This window comes from Massilia luteola, from assembly GCF_034420155.1.
GTDB classification, from domain to species: Bacteria; Pseudomonadota; Gammaproteobacteria; order Burkholderiales; family Burkholderiaceae_D; genus Telluria; species Telluria luteola.
The window spans coordinates 520,918-545,768 of sequence record NZ_JAXOFN010000002.1 but is presented as its reverse complement, the minus strand read 5'-3'; the positions used below and the strand labels follow the sequence as shown (position 1 = coordinate 545,768).

The window sequence follows — 24,851 nt, the reverse complement described above, 5'->3', positions numbered from 1 at the left end:
TAGTCCTTCTGTTTTGTGTGGTGGTATGACGGTGGCAATTGCGTGTTTATCCGTGGCCGGGCGCGAACGGGAATTCCAGCTTGCGGTAATAGTCGAGCGATTGCGCCGGCGCGCGCACGCCGGCCGGCAGCGGCAGGCCGGACTGGTGCTGGAAATAGGCGATGCACGCGTCGCGCCACCACTGCGCTTCGCGACGCTGCTGGGCCAGGCGCTGGGCGACGTCGTCGAAGCGGCGCGCGTCGACGAACGGGCGCAGGCGCTGCCACTCGGCCTGCATGGCATCGACTTCGGCCACGCCGTGGTCGTAGTGCGCGACCAGCTCGTCCCACAGGGTGCGGCCGGACGGCATGCGGTAGTCCCACGGCAGGTGATGGAACCACAGCAGCAGTTCGGGCGGCGTGGTGGCCGGGTCGGCGAAGCGGCGCGCGACTTCCGGCGCATATTGGGCCACGGCGTTGCTGCCCGTGGCGGTGCGGTCGAAGCCGATGCCGTCCTTGCCCGCGCGGTGGTAATACACGGGGTTCCAGTCGGCGCGCGCCAGGTCGTCGACCCAGGGCGCGGGGCCGTAGTGGTGGCCGGTACCCATCATGTGGTGCAGGCCGAGGGGCGTCATGTAGTCGACGGCCGCCTCGCGCGAGCGCATCATCATGTCGACGACCGGATCGACCACGCGCGCGTCCGGCGCGAACGTCTGGCCCGCCCATTCGCGCGCGATGGCGCGGCTGTCGAGGTCCGGGTTCCAGGCGAGGCGGCCGTAGGCATACCAGTTGGCCTGGTCGAACGTCGACCCCGTCCAGTTACGGCTGCTGCCGATGTTCGCGACACCGGCGATGCCGCCCACGCGGCCGGCCTGGGCGCCTTCCAGCACGCGCGCGACCGTCATCGGCTTGTTCCCGGCGCGGGTGTCGAAGCGCAGCGTTTCCTGGAACAGGGCGCCGAGATAGACGAGGTGCGTGGCGAAGCCGAGGTATTCCTTCGTCACCTGGAATTCCATCATCAGCGGCGTGGCGGGCATGGCGCCGAACAGCGGATGCGCCGGTTCGCGCGGCTGGAAGTCGATGGCGCCGTTCTTCACCTGCACGAGCACGTTCTTGTCGAACTTCCCGTCCAGCGGCTTGAACTGGTCGTAGGCCTGCGCGGCGCGGTCGCTGACCTGGTTCGGTTGCGCAGGCGGGCTGTAGACGAAGGCGCGCCACATGACGATGCCCTTGTGCGGCGCGAGGGCGCGCGCCAGCATGTTGGCGCCGTCCGCGTGGTTGCGGCCATAGTCCTGCGGGCCGGGCTGGCCCTCCGAATTGGCCTTGACGAGGAACCCGCCGAAGTCGGGAATGCTGCGGTAGATCTCGTCGGCCTTGCGCGCCCACCAGGCGGCGACCGCCGGATCGAGCGGATCGGCCGTCTTCGTCTCCTTGAGTTCCAGCGGCGTCGACCAGCGCACGGACAGGTACACGCGGATGCCGTATGGCCGGAGCACGGCGGCGATGGCGGCCGTCTTGGCGATGAACGCCGGGCTCAGGACCTCGGCTTTCGCGTTGACGTTGTTCAGGACCGTGCCGTTGATGCCGAGCGACGCGTTGGCGCGCGCGTAATCGGTGTAGCGCGGATCGATGATGTTGGGGAGTTCCCACCAGTTCCAGATCGATTCGCCCGCGTAGCCGCGTTCGACGGTGCGGTCCAGGTTGTCCCAGTGGTCGAGCACGCGCAGCGGCAGCGCGGGCTTCTCCAGAAGGGTGATGTGCTCGGGCGCGACGCCGAGCTGCAGCTGGCGCAGCAAGGCGAAGCTGCCGTACAGCAGGCCGATGTCCGTGTTGGCCGCGATCAGGGTGACGGGCGCATCCCCGATGCGCGCGGGGCGCACGATATAGCCATCGGCGCCGAGTGTGGCGAGCTCGCGGCGCACGGCGCTCGCGTCGGCCAGGCCGGCCGGCAGCCTGGCGCGGGCCAGGACGATGGTGCCGGCACGCGGCTGCGTGGCGGCCGGTATCGCGTCCTGCGCGCGCGCCAGCAGGCCGGCCAGGCCGCGCCGCAGTTCGTTGGCAGCGGCGTGGACGGTCGGGGTGTCGTCCGGCGCATCGATGCCGGTGGCGGACGCCGCCAGCGCGGCCCGCCCGGCGGCGGGCAGGGGCCGGTAACGCAGCCACAGGTCGTAGCCGTCTTCGTCGGCGGCATGGGCGAGATGGGCGCAGGACAGCCCGAGGAGGGCGGTCAGCGCGAGCGCCGCCGTCAGCCGTGCGCGGGCATGCCGCAGGAAATGCTGCATCGTAGTCTCCGTTGTATTTATGGTTGCCGGCTGCGGCGGCCCGCCCGGCGCAGGAATGTTAGCGCAAACTTTGGAAATGGGAAATCGATTTCTGGGTGTTTACGTCTATCTTTACAGCTATCCTTGCATGCCTGTGAAGTGCTAAGATAGCGCAAACAAAAGGATGGGGAACCGGGAGAACATGACCAAAGCCAAAGTAGAGTCCGTCCAGGAAGAGGCGGAACGCCGGGGTCAGCCGACGATGGCCGACGTCGCCAAGCTCGCGGGCGTGTCCGCGATGACGGTGTCGCGCGTCATGAACGGCAAGGGGCTCGTGCGCGAAAGTACGCGGCGCAAGGTCGCGGAAGCCGTGGCGGCGCTGAACTACACGCCGAACCAGGAAGCGCGCAACCTCGCCGGTTCCAAGCCGATCCGCGTCGGTTTCTTGTACAGCAACCCGAGCGCGGCCTACCTGAGCGAGTTCCTCGTCGGCCTGCTGAGCCAGTCGGGCCTGAACAACGTCCAGCTGTTCGTGGAAAAATGCGAGGCCGGCGAGCACGAGGCGGAGCAGACCCGGCGCCTCGTCGAGAATGGCCTGGACGGCATCATCCTGCCGCCGCCCCTGTGCGACAGCGAAGAGGTGCTCGCCGCCATCGCGGGCGCGAACATCCCGGCCGTCGTCGTGGCCTGCGGCCTGCCGGACAGCCGCGTCGGCGCCGTCAGCATCGACGACTTCGAAGCGGCCCACGCGATGACGCGCCACATGATCAACCTGGGGCACCACCGCATCGGCTTCGTCGTCGGCCATCCGAACCAGACGGCCAGCGCGCGCCGCCTCGAGGGCTATCGCGCGGCGATCGCGGAGCAGGGCGCGGACGCGTCGGCGGAGCTCATCGTGCAGGGCATGTTCACCTACCGCTCCGGCCTCGACGCCGCGGAACACCTGCTGGCGCTGGAAGAGCGTCCCACCGCCATCTTCGCCAGCAACGACGACATGGCGGCGGCCGCCGTCGCCGTCGCGCACCGCCTTGGGCTCGACGTGCCGGGCGACCTCACCGTCACCGGCTTCGACGACACGGCGCTGGCCACCACCATCTGGCCGGAACTGACGACGGTGCGCCAGCCGATCGCCGGCATGGCGCGCGAAGCCGTGCAGTCGCTCGTGCGCCGCGTGCGTGCGCTGCGCGAGGGCGAGGTCGCGGAACCGGAACAGGTGCGCATGGATTTCGAACTGGTGCGCCGCCAGTCCGACGCCGCGCCGCGCACCCGTCCGTCGGCGCTGCTGCCGCTGGCCGCAGGCAAGCGCGCCGGCTGATTGCCGGGCCGGCGGCGCCCGGCCCGGTCCTGTCGCACCCATCCCGCATGACGCGCCGCGCCCGCCCGGGCGTTGCGTCTTGTTCACGCTAACATCCCTTTTCCCCGCGTTCCCACCCGATTCTGCCATCGCGCGGGCCGCTGCGCGCCTGTATTGCACCCATCGCGGCGCCTCTGCCGGACATCTTCCGAATAATTGATTGACAAGGGCTAAATGTGCCGATTAGACTGGAATGGTTGCGGTAACATTTCTGTTATTGGAATGTTGAGCACATGCCAGGCAAACCAGTCCGCCGGCGTCGACGGCGGCACCTACAAAAACAAGCAGGAGATATAAGTCGATGGGTATCAAACGCAGGGAGTTTCTGGCCACCGTGGGCGGTGCGGCCGGCATGGCCGTCGTGCCGGGCGCGATGGCGGCGAAGGCCGCGAAGGGTGGCGCGGCGGTGTACAAGCAGGCGGGCGCGCCCGTCGCGGCGCGCGTGGATGATCTGCTGGGCCGCATGACGCTCGACGAAAAGATCGCGCAGATGCAGTGCGTGTGGCTGACCAAGAAGGACCTGCAGAACCCGGACACGAGTTTTTCGCACGAGAAGGCCAGCCGCGTGCATCCGAACGGCATGGGCATGTTCGCGCGCCCGTCCGACCGCCAGGTCGGCGCCGACAACAACGCCGGCAACTCCGGCGCCGTGGGCAACCGCGGTCCGAAGGAAACGGCGGAATACGTGAACGCCGTGCAGAAGTGGGCGCTGGAGCAGACGCGCCTGGGCATCCCCGTCTTCATGCACGAGGAATCGCTGCACGGCTACGTGGCGCCGGAGGCGACCAGCTTCCCGCAGGCGATCGGCCTGGCCTCTACGTTCGACCCGGAACTGGTGCAGCAGATCTTCTCGTTCGCCGCGAAGGAAATGCGCGCGCGCGGCGCCAACCTGGCGCTGGCGCCCGTCGTCGACGTGGCGCGCGAGCCGCGCTGGGGCCGCATCGAGGAAACCTATGGCGAGGATCCGCACGTGTGCGGCACCATGGGCAAGGCCGCCGTGCTGGGCTTCTCGGGCGACACGCTGCCGCTGGCCAGGGACAAGGTCTACGCCACGCTGAAGCACATGACGGGCCACGGCCAGCCGGAAAGCGGCACCAACATCGGCCCTGCGAACGTGGGCGAGCGCGCGCTGCGCGAGGACTTCTTCCCGCCGTTCGAAAAGATTATCAAGGAAACCAAGATCGCGGCCGTGATGCCGTCGTATAACGAGATCGACGGCATCCCGTCGCACGCCAACCGCTGGCTGCTGACCGACGTGCTGCGCCGCGAATGGGGTTTCCAGGGCCTGACCGTGTCCGACTACATGGCCATCGCCGAATTGGGCAGCCGCCACCACCTGGTCGCATCCGTGAAGGAAGCGGGCCTGCGCGCGTTCAAGGCGGGCGTCGATATCGAGACGCCGGACCCGGCGGGCTATGCGGCGCTGGGGCAACTGGTCAAGGAAGGCAAGATCACGGAGCGTGAGATCGACACGGTGGTGCGCCGCATCCTGCGCCTGAAGTTCGAGGCGGGCCTGTTCGAGAACCCGTACGCCGACGCCGCCCAGGCCGACGCCCGCACGGCGACGCCGGCGGCCATCGCCCTCGCGCGCAAGGCTGCCCAGCGCACCGCCGTCCTGTTGAAAAACGACCAGGGCCTGCTGCCGCTCGCGCCGCAGAAGGTCGGCAAGCTGCTGCTGGTCGGCACGCATGCGAGGGACACGCCGATCGGCGGCTATTCGGACAAGCCGCGCCACGTCGTCTCGGTCTACGAGGCGTTGCAGAAGGAGGCGCAGACCCACGGCTTCCCGCTCGCGTATGCGGAAGGCGTGCGCCTGACGGAAGGCCATGTGTGGGGCCAGGACGAGATCGTGTGGACCAAGCCGGAAGTCAACGCGCGCCTGATCGCCGAGGCGGTGGAAGCGGCGAAATCGGCCGACACCATCGTCATGGTCCTGGGCGACAACGAACAGACGGCGCGCGAGGCCTGGGCCGACAACCACCTTGGCGACCGCACCACGCTGGACCTGATCGGCCAGCAGAACGACCTGGCGCGCGCCATCTTCGCGCTGAACAAGCCGACCGTCGTGCTGCTGCTGAACGGCCGTCCGCTGTCCGTGAACCTGCTGGCCGAGCGCGCCGGCGCGCTGCTGGAATGCTGGTACATGGGGCAGGAGACCGGCAACGCCATCGCCGACCTGATCTTCGGCCGAGTGAGCCCGGGCGGCAAGCTCCCGGTGACCATCGCGCGCGACGTCGGCCAGCTGCCCATGTTCTACAACCGCAAGCCGAGCAGCCGCCGCGGCTACATCGACGACGTGACGACGCCGCTGTACCCGTTCGGCTACGGCCTGTCGTACACGCGCTTCGAGATTTCCGCGCCGCGCCTCGAGAAGGACCGGATCGCGGCCAACGGCAGCACCCGGGTGCAGGTCGACGTGCACAACACGGGCGCGGTGCGCGGCGACGAAGTCGTGCAGATGTATATCCGCGACGACGTCAGTTCGGTCACCCGTCCGCTGCTGGAACTGAAGGGCTTCGAGCGCGTGACGCTCGAACCGGGCGAAAAGCGCACGGTCACGTTCGACATCCAGCCTTCCGACCTGTGGTTCTACAACGCCGACATGAAACGCGTCGTGGAACCGGGGACATTCACCATTTTCGCAGGACCGAACAGCGTCGACCTGAAAAAAACGACGCTGACGGTGGCATAACCCTAGAGAGAACAACATGACAGCTATCCAAGCCAATCCGCTGCCCCAGGACCTGGACCAGGCCCTGATGGTCGGCCGTGTCTGGCGCGCGGCCCAGAACGACAACGGCACGGCGGGTCCCGCCGTGGTCGCCGTGCGCAAGGGCCGCGTGATCGACATCACCCGCCACGCCCCGACCGTGTCCGAACTGCTCGAACGCGACGACCTCGTCGCCATCGTGCGCGGCGCGGAAGGCGAGGACCTGGGCGACGTGAACGCGCTGGTCGCGGCCGCGCTGCGGGGCGACGACGGCGCGCCGGTGCGCCTGCTGGCGCCGTGCGACCTGCAGGCAGTCAAGGCCTGCGGCGTGACGTTCGCCGTCAGCCTGCTGGAGCGCGTGATCGAGGAACAGGCCAAGGGCGACCCGGCCCGCGCCAACGCGCTGCGCGCGCAGTTGCAGGCGACGATCGGCACCAACCTGTCGGAACTGGAACCGGGCGGCGAGGCCGCGATGCGCCTGAAGGCCGACCTGTCGGCGCGCGGCATGTGGTCGCAATACATGGAAGTGGGCATCGGCCCGGACGCGGAAGTATTCACCAAGTCGCAGCCGATGTCGGCGGTCGGCCACGGCGCGGCCGTCGGCCTGCATCCGAGTTCGCACTGGAACAACCCGGAACCGGAGATCGTCCTGGCCGTGAACAGCCGCGCGCAGGTGGTCGGCGCCACGCTGGGCAACGACGTCAACCTGCGCGACATCGAAGGCCGCAGCGCGCTGCTGCTCGGCAAGGCGAAGGACAACAACGGTTCCTGCGCCATCGGCCCGTTCATCCGCCTGTTCGACGGCGACTTCGACATCGACACGCTGCGCGGCGCGGAAGTGCGCATGCTGATCGAAGGCGTCGACGACGGCTTCGAACTGGAGGGCCGCAGCTTCATGCGCGAGATCAGCCGCGATCCGCTCGACCTGGTCAGCCAGACCTGCGGCAAGCATCACCAGTACCCGGACGGCTTCATGCTCTTCCTCGGCACGATGTTCTCGCCGATCAAGGACCGCGATGCGCAAGGCGGCGGCTTCACGCACCACCCGGGCGACCGCGTGAGCATCTCCACGCCGTCGCTGGGGACCCTGGTCAACACCGTCCACCGCAGCGACGCGATCGCACCGTGGACCTTCGGCGTGCGCGCGCTGTACGCCAACCTGGCCCAACGCGGCCTGCTTTGAACCGAATATAACGAGAACTACATGTCTGAACAAAACCAAGCATTCGTCTACGCGACGTACCCGGACCTCGCCGGCAAGCGGGTCGTGATCACCGGCGGCGGCAGCGGCATCGGCAGCGAATTGACGACGGCGTTCGCCGGCCAGGGCGCCCGCGTGTACTTCCTCGACATCGCCGAGGAAGCGTCGCGCACGCTGGAAGCCGCGCTGGCGAATTCGCGCCACGCGCCCAAATTCATCAAGTGCGACCTGACCAACATCGACGAGCTGAAGGCCACCTTCGCGCGCATCGAGCAAGAGGCGGGCGGCGTCGACATCCTGCTCAACAACGCCGCCAACGACGACCGCCACGACATCGAGAACGTGACGCCGGCGTACTGGGAAAGCCGCATGAACGTGAACCTGCGCCACCAGTACTTCTGCGCGCAGGCCGTGATCCCGGGCATGAAGGAGCGCAAGTACGGCGTGCTGCTGAACTTCGGTTCGATTTCCTGGCACCTGCCGCACACGCAACTGGGCCTGTACATGATGGCGAAGGCCGCCATCGAAGGCATGACCCGCAGCCAGGCGCGCGAATTCGGCCCGCACGGCATCCGCGCCAACACGGTCGTGCCGGGCGCCGTCGTGACGCCGCGCCAGAAGGCGCTGTGGCACAACCCGGACGAAGAGGCCCGCATCCTGGCCGGCCAGTGCATCCCCGAGCGCGTGGAAATGGAAGACGTGGCCGCGCTGGCGCTGTTCCTGGCATCGAACAACGCGCGCCACATCAGCGGCCGCGAATACTTCGTCGATGCGGGCTGGTACGGCGCATGAGCGGGATCGCCACCGCACCCACGCCGCTGTGGGAAGTCGAGGCCACGCTGGGCGAGGGCGTCCTGTGGGATGCCGAACACCAGTTGGTCTGGTTCGTCGACATCAAGGGCCGCCGCCTGCACTGCTGCGCGCCGGACGGCAGCGCGCGCCGCAGCTGGGCGGCGCCAGGCCAGGTGAGCTTCGTCGTGCGTGCCGACGACGGCGGCCTCGTGGTCTCGCTCGAGGACGGACTGTACCGCTTCGTCGAGGCGAGCGGCGAATTCGTCCCGTTCGCGAAGGTCGAGGCCGACGTGCCGGGCAACCGCTTCAACGACGGCCACGTCGATGCGCAGGGCCGCCTGTGGTTCGGTTCGATGGACGACGGCGAGGCCGAACCGACGGGTGTCCTGTACCGTTTCGACGGCAAGCGCGTCGTGCGCATGGACGACGGCTATATCATCACGAACGGCCCGGCCGTGAGCCCGGACGGGCGCACGCTGTATCACACCGACACGCTGGATAAACGGGTGTATGCTTTCGATCTGGGGCTCGATGGCAGCCTGTCGAACAAGCGCCTGTTCGCAGACATCACGGACGGCGGCCATCCGGACGGGATGGCGGTCGACGCCGACGGCCACGTATGGATCGCGGTGTTCGGCGGCTGGCGCATCGAGCGCCGCGACGCCGCCGGCCGCAAGGTCGGGGAAGTGCGCTTCCCCTGCTCGAACATCACCAAGCTGGCCTTCGCCGGCGACGACCTGCGCACCGTGTACGCGACGTCGGCGCGCAAGGGCCTGTCGGCCGAGGCACTGGCCCAGCAGCCGCTCGCGGGCGCGCTGTTCACCTTCCGCGCCGAAACGGCCGGATTGCCGCACCACGTGCTGGCGCTGCAGGAGTAATACGGAATGACACAACAGAACAGCAAACCGAAGCGCTTCCGGTCGCAGGACTGGTTCGACAACGAGGAGCGCATCGACATGACGGCGCTGTACCTCGAGCGCTTCATGAACTACGGGATCACGCCCGAGGAACTCCGCTCCGGCAAGCCGATCATCGGCATCGCCCAGAGCGGCAGCGACATCTCGCCGTGCAACCGCATCCACCTGGACCTGGCCAAGCGCGTGCGCGACGGCATCCGCGACGCCGGCGGCATCCCGATGGAATTCCCGCTGCACCCGATCTTCGAGAACTGCCGCCGCCCGACCGCCGCGCTGGACCGCAACCTCGCGTATCTGGGCCTGGTCGAGATCCTGCACGGCTACCCGATCGACGCCGTCGTGCTGACGACCGGCTGCGACAAGACGACGCCGGCCCAGCTGATGGCCGCCGCCACCGTCGACATTCCCGCCATCGTGCTGTCCGGTGGTCCGATGCTGGACGGCTGGTTCGAAGGTGAACTGGTCGGCTCCGGCGCCGCGATCTGGAAGGGCCGCCGCCGCCTGGCCGCCGGGGAGATCGACGAGAAGAAATTCATCGACATCGCCACCGCGTCCGCGCCGTCCGCCGGCCACTGCAACACGATGGGCACGGCATCGACGATGAACGCCGTCGCGGAAGCGCTGGGCATGTCGCTGACCGGCTGCTCGGCCATTCCGGCGCCGTACCGCGAACGCGGCCAGATGGCGTACGAAACGGGCAAGCGCATCGTCGGCATGGCGTTCGAGGACCAGCGCCCGTCGCAGATCCTCACGCGCGAGGCGTTCATCGACGCCATCGTCGTCAACGCCGCGATCGGCGGCTCCAGCAACGCGCAGCCGCACATCGTGGCGATGGCGCGCCACGCCGGCGTCGAGATCACGACCGAGGACTGGATGGACTACGGCTACGACGTGCCGCTGCTGCTGAACATGCAGCCGGCCGGCAAATACCTCGGCGAGCGTTACCACCGCGCCGGCGGCACGCCCGCCATCATGTGGGAGCTGGAGCAGAAGGGTATGCTGCGGTCGCAGCGCCCGACCGTCACCGGCAGGACGATGGCCGAGAACCTGGTCGGCCGCGAAAGCATCGACCGCGAGATGATCTACCCGTTCGACGCCCCGCTGAAGGAAAAGGCCGGCTTCATGGTCCTCAAGGGCAACCTGTTCGACTTCGCGATCATGAAGACGAGCGTGATCTCGGAATCGTTCCGCCAGCGCTACCTGTCGGCGCCGGGTTCGGAGAACGCATTCGAATGCAAGGTCGTCGTGTTCGACGGTTCGGACGATTACCACCACCGCATCAACGATCCGGCCCTGAACATCGACGAGCGCACGATGCTCGTGATCCGCGGCTCCGGCCCGGTGGGCTGGCCCGGCTCGGCGGAAGTCGTCAACATGCAACCGCCCGATGCGCTGATCAAGAAGGGCATCACGGCGCTGCCGACCCTGGGCGACGGCCGCCAGTCCGGCACGTCGGACAGTCCGTCGATCCTCAACGCGTCGCCGGAAAGCGCGGCGGGCGGCAACCTGGCGCTGCTGCGCACGGGCGACGTGGTGCGCGTGGACCTGAACACGGGCCGCTGCGACGTGCTGATCGCCGACGCCGAACTGGAAGCGCGCCGCAAGGACGCGCCGCCGGCGATCCCGCCGAACCAGACGCCGTGGCAGCAGATCTACCGCGCCACCGTCGGCCAGCTGCACACGGGTGCGTGCATGGAGCTCGCGCTGCCGTATCGCGGCGTCGGGCACGACATGCCGCGGCATAACCACTGATCGTCCTGTTCAACACCAGGGCCCGTTCGCGGGCCCTTTTTTTATATCGGATACACGCATGCGCGCTTTCGCGATTCGCATCTGCCGGCTCCTCGCGCTGACGCTGGCCTGCACCTGGATGGCCGCGGCCCACGCGGCCGCATCGCCCCGCGCGACGGTCGCGCTGGACGACGGCTGGGAATTCATCAAGGGCGATGCGCCGGACGTGGTCGCGCCGGCGCAGGGCGGCTGGGCCAAGGTAACGCTGCCGCATACCTTCAACGCGGAAGACGGCACGGCGCCGCATCCGTACCGCGGGCCCGGCTGGTATCGGCGCACGATCGTGGCACCGGCCGCCGGGGCGGGCCGCGTGTACCTGGAATTCGACGGCGCCGCGCTGACGACGGACGTCTGGCTGAATGGTACGCACATCGGCCGCCACGAAGGCGGGTTCGCGCGCTTCCGCTTCGACGTCACGGCGCACCTGAAGCCGGGCGCCAACGCCTTGTCGGTACGGGTCGACAATGCGCGCCAGCCGGACGTGGCGCCGCTCGGCGGCGACTACACGCTGTACGGCGGGCTGTATCGCAGCGTGCGGCTCGTGACGACGTCCGACGTCCACATCGACATGCTGGATGCGGGCGGACCGGGCGTCTATTTCAGCACGCCGGACGTGACGGACAAGCAGGCGCACCTGCACTGGCGCGCGCGCGTGGCCAACGAGCGCGGACGGGCCGAGCGCGTGGTCGTGACGGCGCGCCTGCGCGACGCCGCCGGCGCCGTCGTGGCGACGGCGCGGCAGGCCGTCGCGGTGCCGGCACGCGGCGTGGTGCCGGTGGAGATGGACGCCGTGCTGGCCGCGCCGCACCTGTGGCAGGGCGTCGACGATCCGTATCTGTACACGAGCGACGTGACCGTGGCGCGGGCGGGCGGCGGGGCGCCGCTCGATCGCGTGGACGACGAGGTCGGCGTGCGCACCGTGCGGCTCGACCCGGAGCGCGGGCTGCTGCTGAACGGCCGTCCGTACCGCGTCCACGGCGTCAACGTGCACCTGACCTGGGCGCCGGGCAAGGGCACGGCGGTGGCGGACACGGACATCGATGCCGACTACCGCATCCTGGAAGACCTCGGCGTGACGGGCCTGCGCTTCGCCCACTACCAGCACAACGCGCACAGTTATGCGCTGGCCGACCGCAAGGGCATCCTGGTGTGGACGGAGCTGCCGCTGACGTCGGAGGTCGGTGCAAGCGCCGCGTTCGCGGCCAACGCCGCCCAGCAGGCGCGCGAACTCGTGCGCCAGAACTTCAACCACCCGTCCGTATTCGTCTGGGGACTCGGCAACGAGATCTACAAGGTGGACGACGTGAGCGTCCGCCTGCTCGACGCGATGCAGAAGCTCGTGCACGACGAGGACGCCAGCCGGCCGACGGTGTACGCGAACTGCTGCGCGCCGCTGGACGGACCGCAGGCGATGCACACGGATGCCATCGCGTCGAATGTGTATTTCGGCTGGTACGACAAGGCGTTCGCGGACCTCGCACCGTTCCTCGCGTCCAATCACGCACTGCGCCCGCACACGCCCGAGGCGCTGAGCGAATACGGTGCCGGCGGCAGTAGCCGGCAGCAGGAAGACCCGCCGCGCCGCCCGGTGGCGAACAGCCGCTGGCATCCGGAGCAGTACCAGGCCCTGTACCACGAAGCGGCGTGGCGCCAGATCGAAGCGGCGCCGTGGCTGTGGGCGAGCTTCGTGTGGACGGGTTTCGATTTCGCGTCCAGCGGCCGCAACGAGGGCGCGGCGACCGGCATCAACGACAAGGGCCTGGTCAGCATGGACCGCCAGGTCAGGAAGGATGCGTATTACTGGTACCAGGCCAACTGGTCGAAGAAGCCGATGGTGTACATCACGTCGCGCCGGGCGGTGCGGCGCACCGCGGCCGACGTCGAGGTCAAGGTGTACAGCAACCAGCCGGCCGTGCGCCTGCGCGTGAACGGCGTCGACCTGGGCGAGAAGCCCGTCGACGGCCGCATCGCGCGCTGGCAGGTACGCCTCGGACCGGGTGCGAACCGGATCGAGGCGCAGGCCGGCGCGCTGGTCGACGACGTCGCGTGGACCCTGGCGCCGGCCGGTCAGTGACGCCGGCAGGACGAACGCCGGCGTACGAGCCCCAGCACGCCCAGTGCGGTCAGCGCCAGCAGCGGTGCCGACGGCTCGGGCACTGCCGCGGCCTGCGTGACGTTCGCCAGCCCGGTCGGGGACGACGCCAGAACCTGGCCGGGAATACCGTCCAGCTGCGGCACGAGGACGAATTCCGCGAAACTGCCGGTGCCGCCGAGGTAGGCGGTGAGGTCGTCGTTGTAGAGCGTCGCGTCGAACTGCGATTCGTCGATCGTTTCGGTGGTGGCGAAATCGCCGTCGAAGCGGACGTCGAAGCTGAACAGGCCACCCAGGTCGACGAACTGCGTCAGGTAGTCGCCGCCGTTCTGGTTGCCCAGGACGATGCCGTCCGGGATGCCGCCCGCGGCGCCGGGCGAGCGATCGAACGCCGCGCCGAAGGCCCCGCTGAAGTTGTTCAACACGGCGGTTGCCGGCGTCGCGCCGGCGTTGGCGAGAAAGGTAAAGTCCATCAGTCCGCGGCCGGCCAGGCCGGCCGTGTCGATGCTGACGTGATAAGTGGGAACGGCGTGGGCCGCATGACCCGCGAGCAGGGCGAGCCCGCAGCAGCATTGCGCCAGGAGAGTCTTCACATTGAACATGGTCTGCGTCCCGATCTCAAAAAGTACCGACAAATATCGTGTTCGTGTAACCGACCGCAATCTTGTTGGGATTGCTGTAGGTAAGCGGCACGGTGACTGAGGCGCCGGCGGCGACCGGCGCGCCGGCGATGGTGAGGTAAGGTGTCCCGGCGCGCATGCCGCTGGCATTGTCGAGCGTGACGCCTGCCGTGAGGTTGTCGAAGACCAGCTGGAACGGCCCGTCCAGCGTCGCGCCGCTGGTGTTGGTCAGGGTGATCGACGCGCTGTATTTGTTCGTGATACGGTTCCAGGCCAGGCCGGAACGCAGCAGCGAGAAACTGGACGTGGCGTCGACGACAGTGGGCGTCGACTGTTTGCTGGTCGCGCTGCCGGACACCGTCACACCGTAGACGGCAAGCGTTTTGCCGGTGACGCCAGCCGAATTCCACGGATAGACGCGGACATACAGGGTGGCCGCCGGGGGAACCTGGACGACGACAGGGTAGCTCAGTTTCGCCGTGAACGTATCCTTCACAAACGATAACGGACTGGTATTCAGCCTGGTCGAGCCGGAAAAATCCGGATTCAGCGAATACGCGATATCCGCCACCACCGTCGAGCCGCCGCTGCTGGTGAGATAGGCCGAAATCGTGTCGACGGACAGGGTCGCCGTGCCGGCGTGGACGGCGAACTGCAGGTACTGGTTGTTGTCGCGCGTCGGGGAATTCGCCACGTAGCGGGCTACCGTCGTGTCCTGCCCGTCGACCGCAATGACCTTCGCCGTCGACGGCACCAGTCCGTGCACGACGGCGTCGTCCGCAGTCACCAGGCCATCCGTCGCCGGCGCCAATGCGAATCCCGCCTTGAACCAGCTCGCATACGACGCGATGCCGCCGGCAGCCGACACGCCTTCTCCGTGCAGGGCGATCGTCGTGGGAAGCGTCGTGCTGCCGATCGCGAAGCTGACCTTGCCGCTATAAATCGTCGCCGTGCGCGGGGTGAACCGGACGTACAGCGTCCGGGTGAAAGCACCGTTCGTGAAGTCGACGGTCACGTTGCGCGACCAGATCGTGTTGTCGAGCGAGAGCGCGAAATCGGCCGGGGCGGAGATGGTCATCGCCCCTTGCGCCGGCACCAGGTCGAACGCGGACAATGTGACGGTCTTGGTCGTCGGCATGCCCACGTAGCGGGTCGACCAGTCGAGCGTGCCCGGGCTGGGAATGAGCGAGGTGACGGGCACCATATGGTCGGCAAGGATGTTCAGCGCGCGCATGCCTTCCACCGCGCGCTTGGCGATCAGGTTCGCGAACAGCACTTGCGGATGCGTGCTGTCCGCGGCGATGTACAGGTCCGCCGTCGCCGCCGCGTTGCCGTAGCTTTCCACGATCGCCTTGGTCTCGGCCGTGATGTCGACAAAGGGCACCGCATACCTGGCGGCGACGGCCTTCATCGCCGCGACGTAATCGCCGCGGGGGACCGTCTCGCCTCCCGTGATCCCGACATTGTGCTGGCCCTGCGGCGTAATCGTCGTGCCGCTGAAGTATTTGCGCACGATCGGCGACATCAGGATCGGATTCGCCCCCCTGGCGCGCACCTGCAGGACGTATTTCTTCAAGAACTGGTAATACGAGTGTTCCGAAATATCGACGGTCGGGTCGACCTTGTCCGGACGTCCCATGCATGCCTCGCCGTCGTTCGACCCGTCGCTGCAGAACGCATAGGTACCGAACTGCGCGTAATCGCCGCCGGCCTTCTGGTCGTTGTGGGCGAACTGGATGATGACATAATCGCCGGCGGCGATCTTCGGCAGGATGGCGGGCCAGCGCGTCGCCTCGTAGTAGAAGCTGCGCGAGCTGCGCCCGCCCAGCGCCCAATTGTCGACCTTGACGCCGGCGTCGAAGAACTGGGGCATCGCTTCTCCCCAGCCCATTTGCGGCCGCCGATCTTCCGTGTAGGCCGTCATGGTCGAGTCGCCCAGCATATGGATCGTCGGGATGGCCGGCGCCGCGGTCGTGGCCGACTCCTGCGCCGACAGCAGCCTGGTGCCGCTCATGGCACCGCTCATGGCACCGCTGTCCGCGGCGCCCCCGCCGCATGCCGCCAGACCGCTTGCGAGCATCAGCGTACCGATCCAGGCGGATAACAAATGTCTCATCTCTTCTCCTTTTTATTTCTGATGGATGGAGGCACCCGCGCCGGGGCGGAACGTGTACCCGGCGCGGGTTCCGTGCGGCCTGGGGCGTCGACCAGCTTCCAGCGTTGAAAAGTGGTCGGACCTGGCGTATGAATTGGTCCGACAAGATAATTGCACCATTTAACAAAAACGGCAATTGGTCCAGCCAATGATGGTTGTTAATTCGTTACGTCGGCGTAAGGATCGTGCAAGCAAATCGTGCCAGGTGGCCGGGATAGGGCGTAAGGACCCCGCCGCCAACGCCGATGGCTGCGTCACATCCCCGAAAACCGGCGTCCGGCTTCCGGGCGGGGGGCGGCTCGGGTGTGCCATGTCGGATCTCCTCGGCCGGAATGGACTGGCCATCGCCGCCTTGTTGTCGTGTCGTCCACGGCCGCGGCAAGCGGCCGGTTCGAGCTTCACGCTGCCGGCCGACAGCAGCAGGAGTGAATGACTGGGTAAGGTACACTAATACATTACGACTCGCATATTCCTTTTTGGTATGCAGGCATGCGATTTTCGGCATTGGCCGCCGGCTCGTAATATTTTAGTATCCTGATTCTGGGCGCCGGCCGGCGCCGAACACCAAGTCACTCTCCATCATGCCGATATCACTCAGGATTCTTGCTCTGCTTGCAGCATTCGCCGTGACCCGCGCCGGCGCGGCGCCCTTCCTCCTGGCTGCGCCGGGAGAGCCGCCCGCCATCGTGCACGACGGCGGCAGGACCCTGGAACTGGCGGCGGGGCTGCTGCGCCACGACCTGCGCGCGGTGGCCGGCGTCGAGGCGGCGACGTCGACTGAACTGTCGGACTGCCGGCGCGTGTGCGTCGTCGTCGGGATTGCCGGTTCGCCCATGGTGACGGCGCTGGCGGGGCAGGCCGGCGTCGACCTGGCGCCGTTGCAAGGTCAGTGGGAGCGTTATCTGCGGGTTGCCGTCCGCGACGGTGCGGGGCGGCGCATCCTGTTGATCGCCGGTTCCGACCCGCGCGGCGCCGTGTATGGCGTGGTCGACCTGAGCCGTGAACTGGGCGTGTCGGCCTGGGAATGGTGGGCCGACGTTGCCCCGCGCCGCAACGAGCGTCCGCAGGTGGATGGCGCGCGCCGGCTGTCGTCCGCACCGTCCGTCCAGTACCGCGGGATCTTCCTGAACGACGAGGACTGGGGCCTGCAGCCCTGGGCGGCGGCACACGACCTTGCCGGGGACATCGGGCCGGCGACGTATGCGCGCATCTTCGAACTGATGTGGCGCCTCAAGGCCAACCTGATCTGGCCGGCGATGCACGATTCGACGAAGCCGTTCTACCAGATCGACGGCAATGCCAGGACCGCCGCCGATTACGCTATCGTGGTGGGAACGTCTCATGCCGAGCCCATGATGCGCAACAACGTGCGCGAATGGGACAGCGCCAGGAACGGCCCTTTCAACTTCTTCACCAATCGCGACGCGATGGCGGACTACTGGCGCCGCCGCGTGGACGAGGTGAAGAATGGGGAAAACATCTATTCGGTCGGCCTGCGCGGCGTGCACGATTCGGCGATGGAGGGCGCCGGGTCGATCGAACAGGCGCGCGCCGGCACGGAGGATGCCATCCGCCTGCAGCGCGACATCCTGGCGCGCAGCCTGGGGCGGCCGGCAGCCGGCGTGCCGCAGGCGCTCACGCTGTACAAGGAAGTCCTGGACGTCTACAAGGCCGGCCTGAAGGTGCCGGACGACGTCACACTGGTCTGGCCGGACGACAACTACGGCTACCTGCACCAGCTGAGCAACGCGAGCGAGCGCCGCCGGGCGGGTGGGGCCGGTATCTATTACCACATCTCGTACTGGGGCCGGCCGCACGATTACCTATGGTTGGGCACGACGCATCCGGCGCTGGTCCGCGACCAGTTGCAGCGGGCCTGGACGACTGGCGCGCGCAAGCTGTGGGTCGTGAACGTGGGCGACATCAAGCCGGCGGAGTACCTCGTCCAGTACTTCCTCGACAGCGCATTCGACGCGTCCCTGCTCGATGCCGACCCGGCGCGGCACCTGGCCGCCTGGAGCAGCGCCCAGTTCGGCGTCGAAGCGGGCGCGGAGATCGCCGGGATTTTGCGCGGCTATTACGACCTGGCCTGGGAACGCCGTCCCGAATTCATGGGCTTCGGGCAGGTGGAACCCATCACGCCGAACCGCCGCACGGACTATATGGCGTCCGGCGGCGAGGAGGGCGTGCGGCGGGTGGAGCGCTACGCTGCGCTCGTGGCCCGGGCCGAGGCGCTGGCGCCGCGCATTCACGCCGCGCTGCGCGACGCCTATTTCGAGCTCGTGCTGTATCCCGTGCGCGGCGCGGCGAACCTGAATGCGCGTGTGCTGAAGCTCGACCTCGCGGCCGAATCGGCGCGCCAGGGCCGGCCGTCGGCCCGTCACCTGGTGGATGAGGCGCGGCTGGCGCATGCGCGGATCGTGACCGACACGGCCGCCTATAACGGGCTCGCGGGCGGCAAATGGCGCAACATCATGAGCATGGCGCCGCGCCGCCTGCCCGTGTTCGCGGAGCCGGCGTGGCCGACCTATCCGGCGGACCAGGGCCGGGGGTGCGGCATCGTCTACCCGTTCCCATATTCGGCGGACGGCGATCGCCTGGCTTTCGTCAAGGGCGAGCCTGCGACGCAGGTCGTCACCCTCGCGGCGCACGGCGGCCAGGCCGCGGACTGGCGCATGGGCGACGGGGCGCGCGGCATGACGGCGGCGGTCCAGTCGGGCACGCTCGATGCCGCCAACGGTTACGAGCAGCGCATCGCCATCCGCTACGACGGGAGCGACAAGCCGGCGTTCACCCTGCAGTGCGGCGGACGCGAGCTGCGCGCGAACGTGCGCCTGGACCCGCCGGCGGCGGCCGGCGTGCCGGGCGAGCACGCGCACATCGTCAGCATCGCCGCCGGCAGCGCCGCCCCGAACCCCGACTGGGAACGCCAGCCGGGCCTGGGCACGAGCGGCGACGCCTTGCGCGCGCGCCTGGACCTGCGGTCGCGCGCGCCGAACGATGTCGGCAAGGCCCCGGCCCTGACCTATGCGTTCGACACCACGACGGATGGAGGTGCGACGCTGCGCCTCGTGGCCGTGCCCGTGCATCCGCTGGCGGGCGACGGCCGGGTGCGCGTGGCGTACCGGCTGGACGGCGGCCCCGTCCAGGTGGCCGATTACGGGACGACCGGCCGCAGCGATGAGTGGAAGCGCGACGTGCTGACCAACACGGCGGTGCGGTCGACCACCGTGCCACGATTGAAGCCGGGGCGGCACACGGTCCGGGTGGTGGCGCTGGACCCCGGCGTCGTGCTCGACCGGATCGACATCGTGCTGGACGGCGCCCCCGAGCTCTATGGCGCAGCCCTCGACCGGCTGGACCAATTTCGGTAATGTTCTTGATGCGCAGGATACGTCCTGGGCGACAACGTGGTAAGATTCCTACAAGATACTAAAGTTTTACGTCTTGCCGATCTATCCGTTGTCCTCCCCCGCATCTACATTGCCATGAACAAGTTCGAGCTCGCCGGCGCCTTTGCGCTCGATAAGTCGCAAGGTGCGGCGCAGCAAATCTACGCTTACCTGCGCACGGCGATCGTCAGGTTGAAGTTCGTGCCCGGGATGGACCTGGACCGGGCCGAACTGGCGCGCTACTTCGGCGTGTCCGTGACACCCGTCCGCGACGCCTTGCTGAAGCTGGAGGAAGACGAGCTGGTCGACATCTTTCCGCAGCACGGCACGCGCGTGCGCGTCGTCGACCTCGAGTCGGCCCGGAATGCCCACTTCCTCCGCCTGACCCTCGAACTGGAAATCGCGCGCACGCTGGCGCAGCGCGAGGAGCCGACCCTCGTCCAGGAATTGCTGGGCATCGTGGAGCAGCAGCGCGCCTGCATCGGGCGGGGCGACCTGGATGCCTTTGCCCAGGCCGACCAGGCATTCCACGAGCGCCTGTACGCGGCTGCCCAGGCGGAACAATTGTGGCGCCTCATGCGGGGCAAGAGCGGCAACATGGATCGCCTCCGGCGGCTGCATCTGCTGGAGAGCGGCAAGGCCGAATCGGTCGTGCAGGAACACGCGGACATCGCGGCGGCGATCGCGCGGGGCGACCCGGCGCTGGCGGAAGCGAGCGTGCGCAAGCACCTGGGCGACACCCTGTCGCAATTGACGGGCTTGCGCGAACGCCATCCCGATTACCTGGTCGGGCAAGCGGGGACGGGCAGGCCATGACGCAGCTCTTCATGCCAGGCAGTTTCCGGCTGGACCGGATGCGCAACGCCTCGGTCCAGGTCTTCGACCATTTGCGTGAACGCATCATTTCCCTCGACCTGAAGCCCGGCGCGCAACTGCAGCGCGATGAGCTGGCCGCGTATTTCGACCTGTCGTCGACGCCGGTCCGGGACGCGCTGACCCGGCTGGGCGAGGAGGGTCTCGTCGACATCGTGCCCAAGCAGAGCACGGCCGTACGGGCGATCGACGTCGATTCGGCCCGGCAAGCCCACTTCCTGAGATTGTCCCTGGAGCTGGAAATCGTCCACATCCTCGCCCACGCGCCCGACCGGCAACTGGTCACGAGCCTGGAAAATATCGTGTCGCAGCAGGCGCTCGCCTTGTCCCACCGCGATTTCGCGACGTTTGCGCAGGCGGACCAGACATTCCATCGCCAGATGTTCGCGGCGGCGCAGGCCGAAACCCTGTGGCACTGGATGCGTCGGCAAAGCGGCCAGCTGGACCGGCTGCGCCGGCTGCACCTGCCCATCAAGGAGCAGGCGGCGAACATCCTCGCCGACCACGCGGGCATCGTGGCCGCGATCGCGGACGGCGACCCCGGGCAGGCGCAGCGCAACATCCGCGCTCACCTGTCCGGCATGTTCACACAGCTGGACGCGATACGCGCCGAACATCCGGACTGGCTCCTGCCATAGCGGAGGCGGGCGATGTCTCGTCCAGGTACAGTCCGCCCGTCGTAAAATATTAGTGCAATAGTGCCTCGCCTCGGGTAGCATGCTCGAGCGTGTGCCAGCCTGACGCATTAGTGCGTCGTTGGCCTGCGACGCCATTCCCTTTTCGATGACGAGACGACGACCATGACACCCTTCACGACCACCAGCACGCCCGTGATCACCTCGATGCGGGCGATCCCCGTCGCGGGGCGCGACAGCATGTTGCTCAACCTTTGTGGCGCGCATGCGCCGTTTTTCACGCGAAACCTGGTCTTGTTGACCGACAGCGCCGGCCATGTGGGCATCGGCGAAGTCCCCGGCGGCGAGGGCATCCTGAAAACGCTGGAGCGCGTGGTTCCGCTCGTCGTCGATACCGACCTCGCGCGCTGGCAGCGCACCCTGAACGCGGTCCGCACGGCGTGCGGCGCGCCGCGATACCAGGTGAGCAATGCGGCCGAGGAGGCGGTGCTGCGCCAGCCACACGAAATCAACCTGCGCCTGGAGAATGTCATCACGGCCGTCGAGGCGGCGCTGCTCGACCTGCTCGGCCAGCACCTGGGCGTACCCGTCTGCGAACTCCTCGGCAACGGCCGCCAGCGCGACAGCGTGCCGATGCTGGCCTATCTGTTCTACGTGGGCGACGCCGGCCGGACGGACCTGCCCTACGAGCGCGCCGCGCAGGACGGCGGCTGGTACGGCTTGCGCGACCGCGAGACTTTGACGCCGGACGCCATCGCGGATCTCGCCGGCGCCGCCGTCGATCGCTATGGTTTCCGCGATTTCAAGCTGAAGGGCGGGGTGATGGCGCCGGAACGGGAAGTGGAGGCGGCCGCCGCCATCAAGCAGCGCTACCCGGACGCCAGCGTCACCGTCGACCCGAACGGCGCCTGGTCGCTGGCGCAGGCGATCGCCGCCTGCAAGGGCCAGGGTCACGTGCTGGCGTATGCGGAAGACCCGTGCGGACCGGAGAACGGTTATTCGGGCCGCGAGATCATGGCCGAGTTCAAGCGCGCCACCGGCATCCGCACGGCGACCAATATGGTGGCCACCGACTGGCGCCAGATGGCCCATTCGCACCTGCTGGGCGCCGTCGACATCCCGCTCGCCGACCCGCACTTCTGGACCATGCAGGGTTCGGTGCGCCTCGCGCAGCTGTGCCACGACTGGGGCCTGACCTGGGGCTCGCACTCGAACAACCACTTCGACGTGTCGCTGGCGATGTTCACCCATTGCGCCGCGGCCGCGCCGGGCGCCATCACGGCGATCGACACGCACTGGATCTGGCAGGAGGGCCGCGAACGGCTCACCACGGAACCGCTGCGGATCGTCGGCGGCCGGGTCGCCGTGCCGGAAGCGCCGGGCCTCGGCATCACGCCGGACATGGCGCAGATCGAGGCGGCGCATGCGTTGTACAAGAAGGTCGCCGGCGGCGCGCGCGACGATGCGATGGCGATGCGCTACCTCGTGCCGGGGTGGACGTACGATCCGAGGAAGCCGAGCCTGGCGCGCGGCTGAGCCAAGCAAACCGATATACGAAACCCCGGAAAACGTATAGATCCGGGGCTAATGTATTAGTGTATTCTCGCCATGCATGATGAAATGCTCAGGCGAATGATCAACAGGTTTCCCCACGTCAGCCGGCGCCGCGGGCGCTGTCGGGCTCGGCGTGGTGCAACGACGAGAAAGGAGCAGTATGCGTAAGACACTTGCAATCGGACTGGCGTTGGGCCTGTCCATCGTGGGCGGCAGCGCCGGTGCCGGAGAAATCAGGCCCGTGCGCTTCATCCTCGTCGGCGATTCCACCATGGCGAAGACGAGCGGCTATGGCGATGCGTTCTGCGAGCGGGTGCTCGTCGCGGACACCTGCCTCAACCTGGCGCGGGCGGGACGCAGCTCCGCCAGCTTCCGCAGGGAAGGGCGCTGGGACGAAGTCGAGGGGCTGCTGCGCGGCGGCGGCGCCTACCGGGCGACCTATGTGCTGATCCAGTTCGGCCACAACGACCAGCCCGGCAAGCCCGGAAGCAGCACGGACCTGGTGCGGGAATTCCCGCTGAACATGGAGCGCTATGCGCGCGAGGTCAAGGCGCTGGGCGGGGTGCCCGTCCTGGTAACGCCGCTGACGCGCCGCACGTTCGTCGCAGGCAAGGTCGACAACAACCTGCGCCCATGGGCGGACGCCATCGTGAAAGTGGCGCGGCAGGAACACGTGGCGGTGCTGGACCTGAATGCCGACAGCAACGCGGCCGTCCAGGCCATGGGGCAGGACGCGGCCGACACGCTGGCCGTCGAACCACGGCCCGCGGGCTGGGTCGGGCCGGCGGTCCTGCCGGGGGCGGCCGGCTTTGGGGTGGGCACGCCGGAACACGTCCAGCGGCCGTCGACGCCCAGGACAGCATTCGACCGCACGCACCTCGGCCATCAAGGCGCGGCCTATTTTGCCCGCATGGTCGAGTCGGAGTTGAAAAAGGCATTGCCCGGACTGGGGACGGAGTTTTCTCCGGAAAGCATGAATAAAAGCGCGCGCTAATTAGCCGGTTTCATTTATTTCGCGCGGCGCTTCGGGCAGTGGCGCAGTGAGCCCGGCGCGACCGTCGCCGGTCATGCGCGGGCGTCGCGATCGGCGTCGGCGGCCAGCGGCGCGCCGTGCCACTTCAGCCAGGCGAATCCCGCCAGGCCGGACGCCAGCGACGCCAGCAGGATGGCCATCTTCGACGCGGTGACGACGCCGGCCTGGCTGTCGAAAGCCAGGTTCGTAATGAAGATCGACATCGTGAAGCCGATACCGCCCAGCAACCCGGCCCCCAGCACGTGGCGCCACGCCAGGTCGGACGGCAGGCGGCACAAGCCCGTCGCGACCGCCGCGGCGGTGGCGGCCACGATGCCGATCGGCTTGCCGACGGCCAGGCCGAGGACGATGCCGAGGCTGTTGGACGAGGCCAGCGCCTGCGCCCAGCCGGGGCCGATGACGACGCCGGTATTGGCGAGCGCGAAAATCGGCAGGATCGCGAACGCGACCGGCTTGTGCAGGACGTGCTCGAGGCGATCCGACAGCGAGTGGCCGTCGTCCGTGACGGCATCGGGCAGCGCGAACGCCAGCAGCACCCCGGCGATCGTCGCGTGCACGCCCGACTGCAGCATGAAGAACCACATCAGCGCGCCGCCGAGGAGATAGAGGGGCAGGGACCGGACGCGGCCCAGGCGGCTCAACCCGATCAGCAGCAGGAACACGACCAGCGCCGCGGCGAGATAACCGATCGACAGCTGTGCCGTGTAGAACAGCGCGATCACGACGATGGCGCCCAGGTCGTCCATGACAGCGAGTGCGGTGAGGAAGATCTTCAGCGACGCCGGCACCCGATTGCCCAGCAGGGCGAGCACGCCGAGCGCGAAGGCGATGTCGGTCGCCATCGGAATGCCGAGTCCGGCCTGCGCCGGCGTGCCGTGGTTCAGGCTGAAATGAATGCATGCCGGTACGGCGATGCCGCCCGCGGCCGCCACGATCGGCAGCGTCGCATTCTTCAGGTCGGACAACTCGCCGTTGCGCAACTCCCGTTTCAGTTCGAGCCCGATCAGCAGGAAGAACACGGCCATCAGGGCGTCGTTGATCCAGTTTTCGATGCTCAGGCCGGCGAGCGGCAGATGCCAGACGTGGAGGTAGGCGTGCCCCAGCGGTGAATTGGCGAGCACCAGCGACGCGAGCGTGCAGAAGATCAGCACGGCGCCGCCGGCCTTGCCCGACGCGGCGAATTCCTTGAAGGCTTCCGATAGCGGGAGGTCAATCGCCATGGCGGCTCCCCGTGAAAAACGTGGAGCGCGGTCCCGGACGGGAAGCGGGTGACTGGGCAATGAGTGAGTGAAAGGTGGGCATGCGGTCGTGTTCAAGCCGCGTGGCGGCCCGACCAGCGCAAATCCTGTCATACCCGAACGGTATGATCACCCTTGCAACATTGTATCGCATCGCCCGGCCCGCGGGAAGGCGGCGCCGCGCCCACGCCCTTGCCGCGGTGAATGTTATATGCATGAATGTTATATGCATTTGTGCAAATGCTATTAACTTGC

General features: G+C 67.9%; 16 protein-coding genes. 12 read left to right on the top strand and 4 right to left on the bottom strand.

Annotated features, from left to right (window positions below; all coding sequences use genetic code 11):
* Nucleotides 1-46: 46 nt before the first annotated feature.
* Complete coding sequence (locus U9J41_RS05325; RefSeq protein ID WP_322400664.1) at nt 47-2,260, bottom strand: alpha-glucuronidase family glycosyl hydrolase; 2,214 nt, start codon at nt 2,258-2,260, stop codon at nt 47-49.
* A gap of 181 nt (nt 2,261-2,441) precedes the next feature.
* On the opposite strand from U9J41_RS05325, the gene U9J41_RS05320 reads away from it, so the two are divergent.
* The 7 genes from U9J41_RS05320 to U9J41_RS05290 all read left to right on the top strand — a co-directional run bounded on the left by U9J41_RS05320 (nt 2,442) and on the right by U9J41_RS05290 (nt 13,078).
* Nucleotides 2,442-3,554: a LacI family DNA-binding transcriptional regulator gene (locus tag U9J41_RS05320; protein ID WP_322400662.1), complete on the top strand. Its 1,113-nt coding sequence runs from the start codon at nt 2,442-2,444 to the stop codon at nt 3,552-3,554.
* A 340-nt stretch (nt 3,555-3,894) separates the two neighbouring features.
* Nucleotides 3,895-6,285 (top strand): glycoside hydrolase family 3 N-terminal domain-containing protein, encoded by a 2,391-nt coding sequence (locus U9J41_RS05315; RefSeq protein WP_322400660.1) that lies wholly within the window; start codon nt 3,895-3,897, stop codon nt 6,283-6,285.
* A gap of 16 nt (nt 6,286-6,301) precedes the next feature.
* Nucleotides 6,302-7,486, top strand: coding sequence for a fumarylacetoacetate hydrolase family protein (locus tag U9J41_RS05310; protein WP_322400658.1), 1,185 nt, complete (start codon nt 6,302-6,304; stop codon nt 7,484-7,486).
* 21 nt (nt 7,487-7,507) lie between these two features.
* Nucleotides 7,508-8,296 (top strand): D-xylose 1-dehydrogenase, encoded by a 789-nt coding sequence (gene xylB, locus U9J41_RS05305; RefSeq protein WP_322400656.1) that lies wholly within the window; start codon nt 7,508-7,510, stop codon nt 8,294-8,296.
* Entirely contained in the window at nt 8,293-9,174 is an 882-nt protein-coding gene (locus U9J41_RS05300; RefSeq protein WP_322400655.1) for an SMP-30/gluconolactonase/LRE family protein, read from the top strand. The genes xylB and U9J41_RS05300 overlap by 4 nt, the downstream gene beginning before the upstream one ends.
* A gap of 6 nt (nt 9,175-9,180) precedes the next feature.
* Nucleotides 9,181-10,965 carry an IlvD/Edd family dehydratase gene (locus tag U9J41_RS05295; RefSeq protein WP_322400654.1) on the top strand — a complete coding sequence of 595 codons (1,785 nt, stop codon included), beginning with the start codon at nt 9,181-9,183 and terminating at the stop codon, nt 10,963-10,965.
* A gap of 58 nt (nt 10,966-11,023) precedes the next feature.
* Nucleotides 11,024-13,078 (top strand): glycoside hydrolase family 2 protein, encoded by a 2,055-nt coding sequence (locus tag U9J41_RS05290; RefSeq protein WP_322400653.1) that lies wholly within the window; start codon nt 11,024-11,026, stop codon nt 13,076-13,078.
* Here U9J41_RS05290 and U9J41_RS05285 read toward each other — a convergent pair.
* The gene (locus U9J41_RS05285) at nt 13,072-13,689 is read right to left on the bottom strand and encodes an NF038129 family PEP-CTERM protein (protein WP_322400652.1); all 618 of its coding nucleotides are present in this window, start codon (nt 13,687-13,689) and stop codon (nt 13,072-13,074) included. The genes U9J41_RS05290 and U9J41_RS05285 overlap by 7 nt on opposite strands.
* A gap of 25 nt (nt 13,690-13,714) precedes the next feature.
* Nucleotides 13,715-15,832: a rhamnogalacturonan acetylesterase gene (locus U9J41_RS05280; protein WP_322400650.1), complete on the bottom strand. Its 2,118-nt coding sequence runs from the start codon at nt 15,830-15,832 to the stop codon at nt 13,715-13,717.
* 665 nt (nt 15,833-16,497) lie between these two features.
* Between U9J41_RS05280 and U9J41_RS05275 the strand changes: the two genes are divergently transcribed.
* The 5 genes from U9J41_RS05275 (at nt 16,498) to U9J41_RS05255 (ending at nt 23,319) form a co-directional block, all read left to right on the top strand.
* On the top strand, nt 16,498-19,245 hold the full coding sequence (locus tag U9J41_RS05275) for a glycosyl hydrolase 115 family protein (protein ID WP_322400649.1): 2,748 nt from the start codon (nt 16,498-16,500) through the stop codon (nt 19,243-19,245).
* A gap of 114 nt (nt 19,246-19,359) precedes the next feature.
* Nucleotides 19,360-20,079 (top strand): GntR family transcriptional regulator, encoded by a 720-nt coding sequence (locus U9J41_RS05270; protein ID WP_322400648.1) that lies wholly within the window; start codon nt 19,360-19,362, stop codon nt 20,077-20,079.
* Entirely contained in the window at nt 20,076-20,774 is a 699-nt protein-coding gene (locus U9J41_RS05265) for a GntR family transcriptional regulator (protein WP_322400647.1), read from the top strand. Before U9J41_RS05270 ends, U9J41_RS05265 begins: the two co-directional genes overlap by 4 nt.
* A gap of 162 nt (nt 20,775-20,936) precedes the next feature.
* On the top strand, nt 20,937-22,307 hold the full coding sequence (locus U9J41_RS05260; RefSeq protein ID WP_322400646.1) for an enolase C-terminal domain-like protein: 1,371 nt from the start codon (nt 20,937-20,939) through the stop codon (nt 22,305-22,307).
* A gap of 178 nt (nt 22,308-22,485) precedes the next feature.
* On the top strand, nt 22,486-23,319 hold the full coding sequence (locus U9J41_RS05255) for a rhamnogalacturonan acetylesterase (RefSeq protein ID WP_322400644.1): 834 nt from the start codon (nt 22,486-22,488) through the stop codon (nt 23,317-23,319).
* A 71-nt stretch (nt 23,320-23,390) separates the two neighbouring features.
* Here the strand turns inward: U9J41_RS05255 and nhaA are convergent, their stop codons facing one another.
* Nucleotides 23,391-24,578 (bottom strand): Na+/H+ antiporter NhaA, encoded by a 1,188-nt coding sequence (gene nhaA / locus U9J41_RS05250; RefSeq protein WP_322400643.1) that lies wholly within the window; start codon nt 24,576-24,578, stop codon nt 23,391-23,393.
* Between the last annotated feature and the right edge of the window lie 273 nt (nt 24,579-24,851).

Coding starts and splice junctions, on each gene's coding strand:
- U9J41_RS05300 (WP_322400655.1), top strand. CDS start 8,293: ATGAGCGGGATCGCCACCGCACCCACGCCGCTGTGGGAAGTCGAGGCC.
- U9J41_RS05290 (WP_322400653.1), top strand. CDS start 11,024: ATGCGCGCTTTCGCGATTCGCATCTGCCGGCTCCTCGCGCTGACGCTG.
- nhaA (WP_322400643.1), bottom strand. CDS start 24,578: ATGGCGATTGACCTCCCGCTATCGGAAGCCTTCAAGGAATTCGCCGCG.
- U9J41_RS05325 (WP_322400664.1), bottom strand. CDS start 2,260: ATGCAGCATTTCCTGCGGCATGCCCGCGCACGGCTGACGGCGGCGCTC.
- U9J41_RS05320 (WP_322400662.1), top strand. CDS start 2,442: ATGACCAAAGCCAAAGTAGAGTCCGTCCAGGAAGAGGCGGAACGCCGG.
- U9J41_RS05265 (WP_322400647.1), top strand. CDS start 20,076: ATGACGCAGCTCTTCATGCCAGGCAGTTTCCGGCTGGACCGGATGCGC.
- U9J41_RS05295 (WP_322400654.1), top strand. CDS start 9,181: ATGACACAACAGAACAGCAAACCGAAGCGCTTCCGGTCGCAGGACTGG.
- xylB (WP_322400656.1), top strand. CDS start 7,508: ATGTCTGAACAAAACCAAGCATTCGTCTACGCGACGTACCCGGACCTC.
- U9J41_RS05315 (WP_322400660.1), top strand. CDS start 3,895: ATGGGTATCAAACGCAGGGAGTTTCTGGCCACCGTGGGCGGTGCGGCC.
- U9J41_RS05270 (WP_322400648.1), top strand. CDS start 19,360: ATGAACAAGTTCGAGCTCGCCGGCGCCTTTGCGCTCGATAAGTCGCAA.
- U9J41_RS05255 (WP_322400644.1), top strand. CDS start 22,486: ATGCGTAAGACACTTGCAATCGGACTGGCGTTGGGCCTGTCCATCGTG.
- U9J41_RS05260 (WP_322400646.1), top strand. CDS start 20,937: ATGACACCCTTCACGACCACCAGCACGCCCGTGATCACCTCGATGCGG.
- U9J41_RS05310 (WP_322400658.1), top strand. CDS start 6,302: ATGACAGCTATCCAAGCCAATCCGCTGCCCCAGGACCTGGACCAGGCC.
- U9J41_RS05280 (WP_322400650.1), bottom strand. CDS start 15,832: ATGAGACATTTGTTATCCGCCTGGATCGGTACGCTGATGCTCGCAAGC.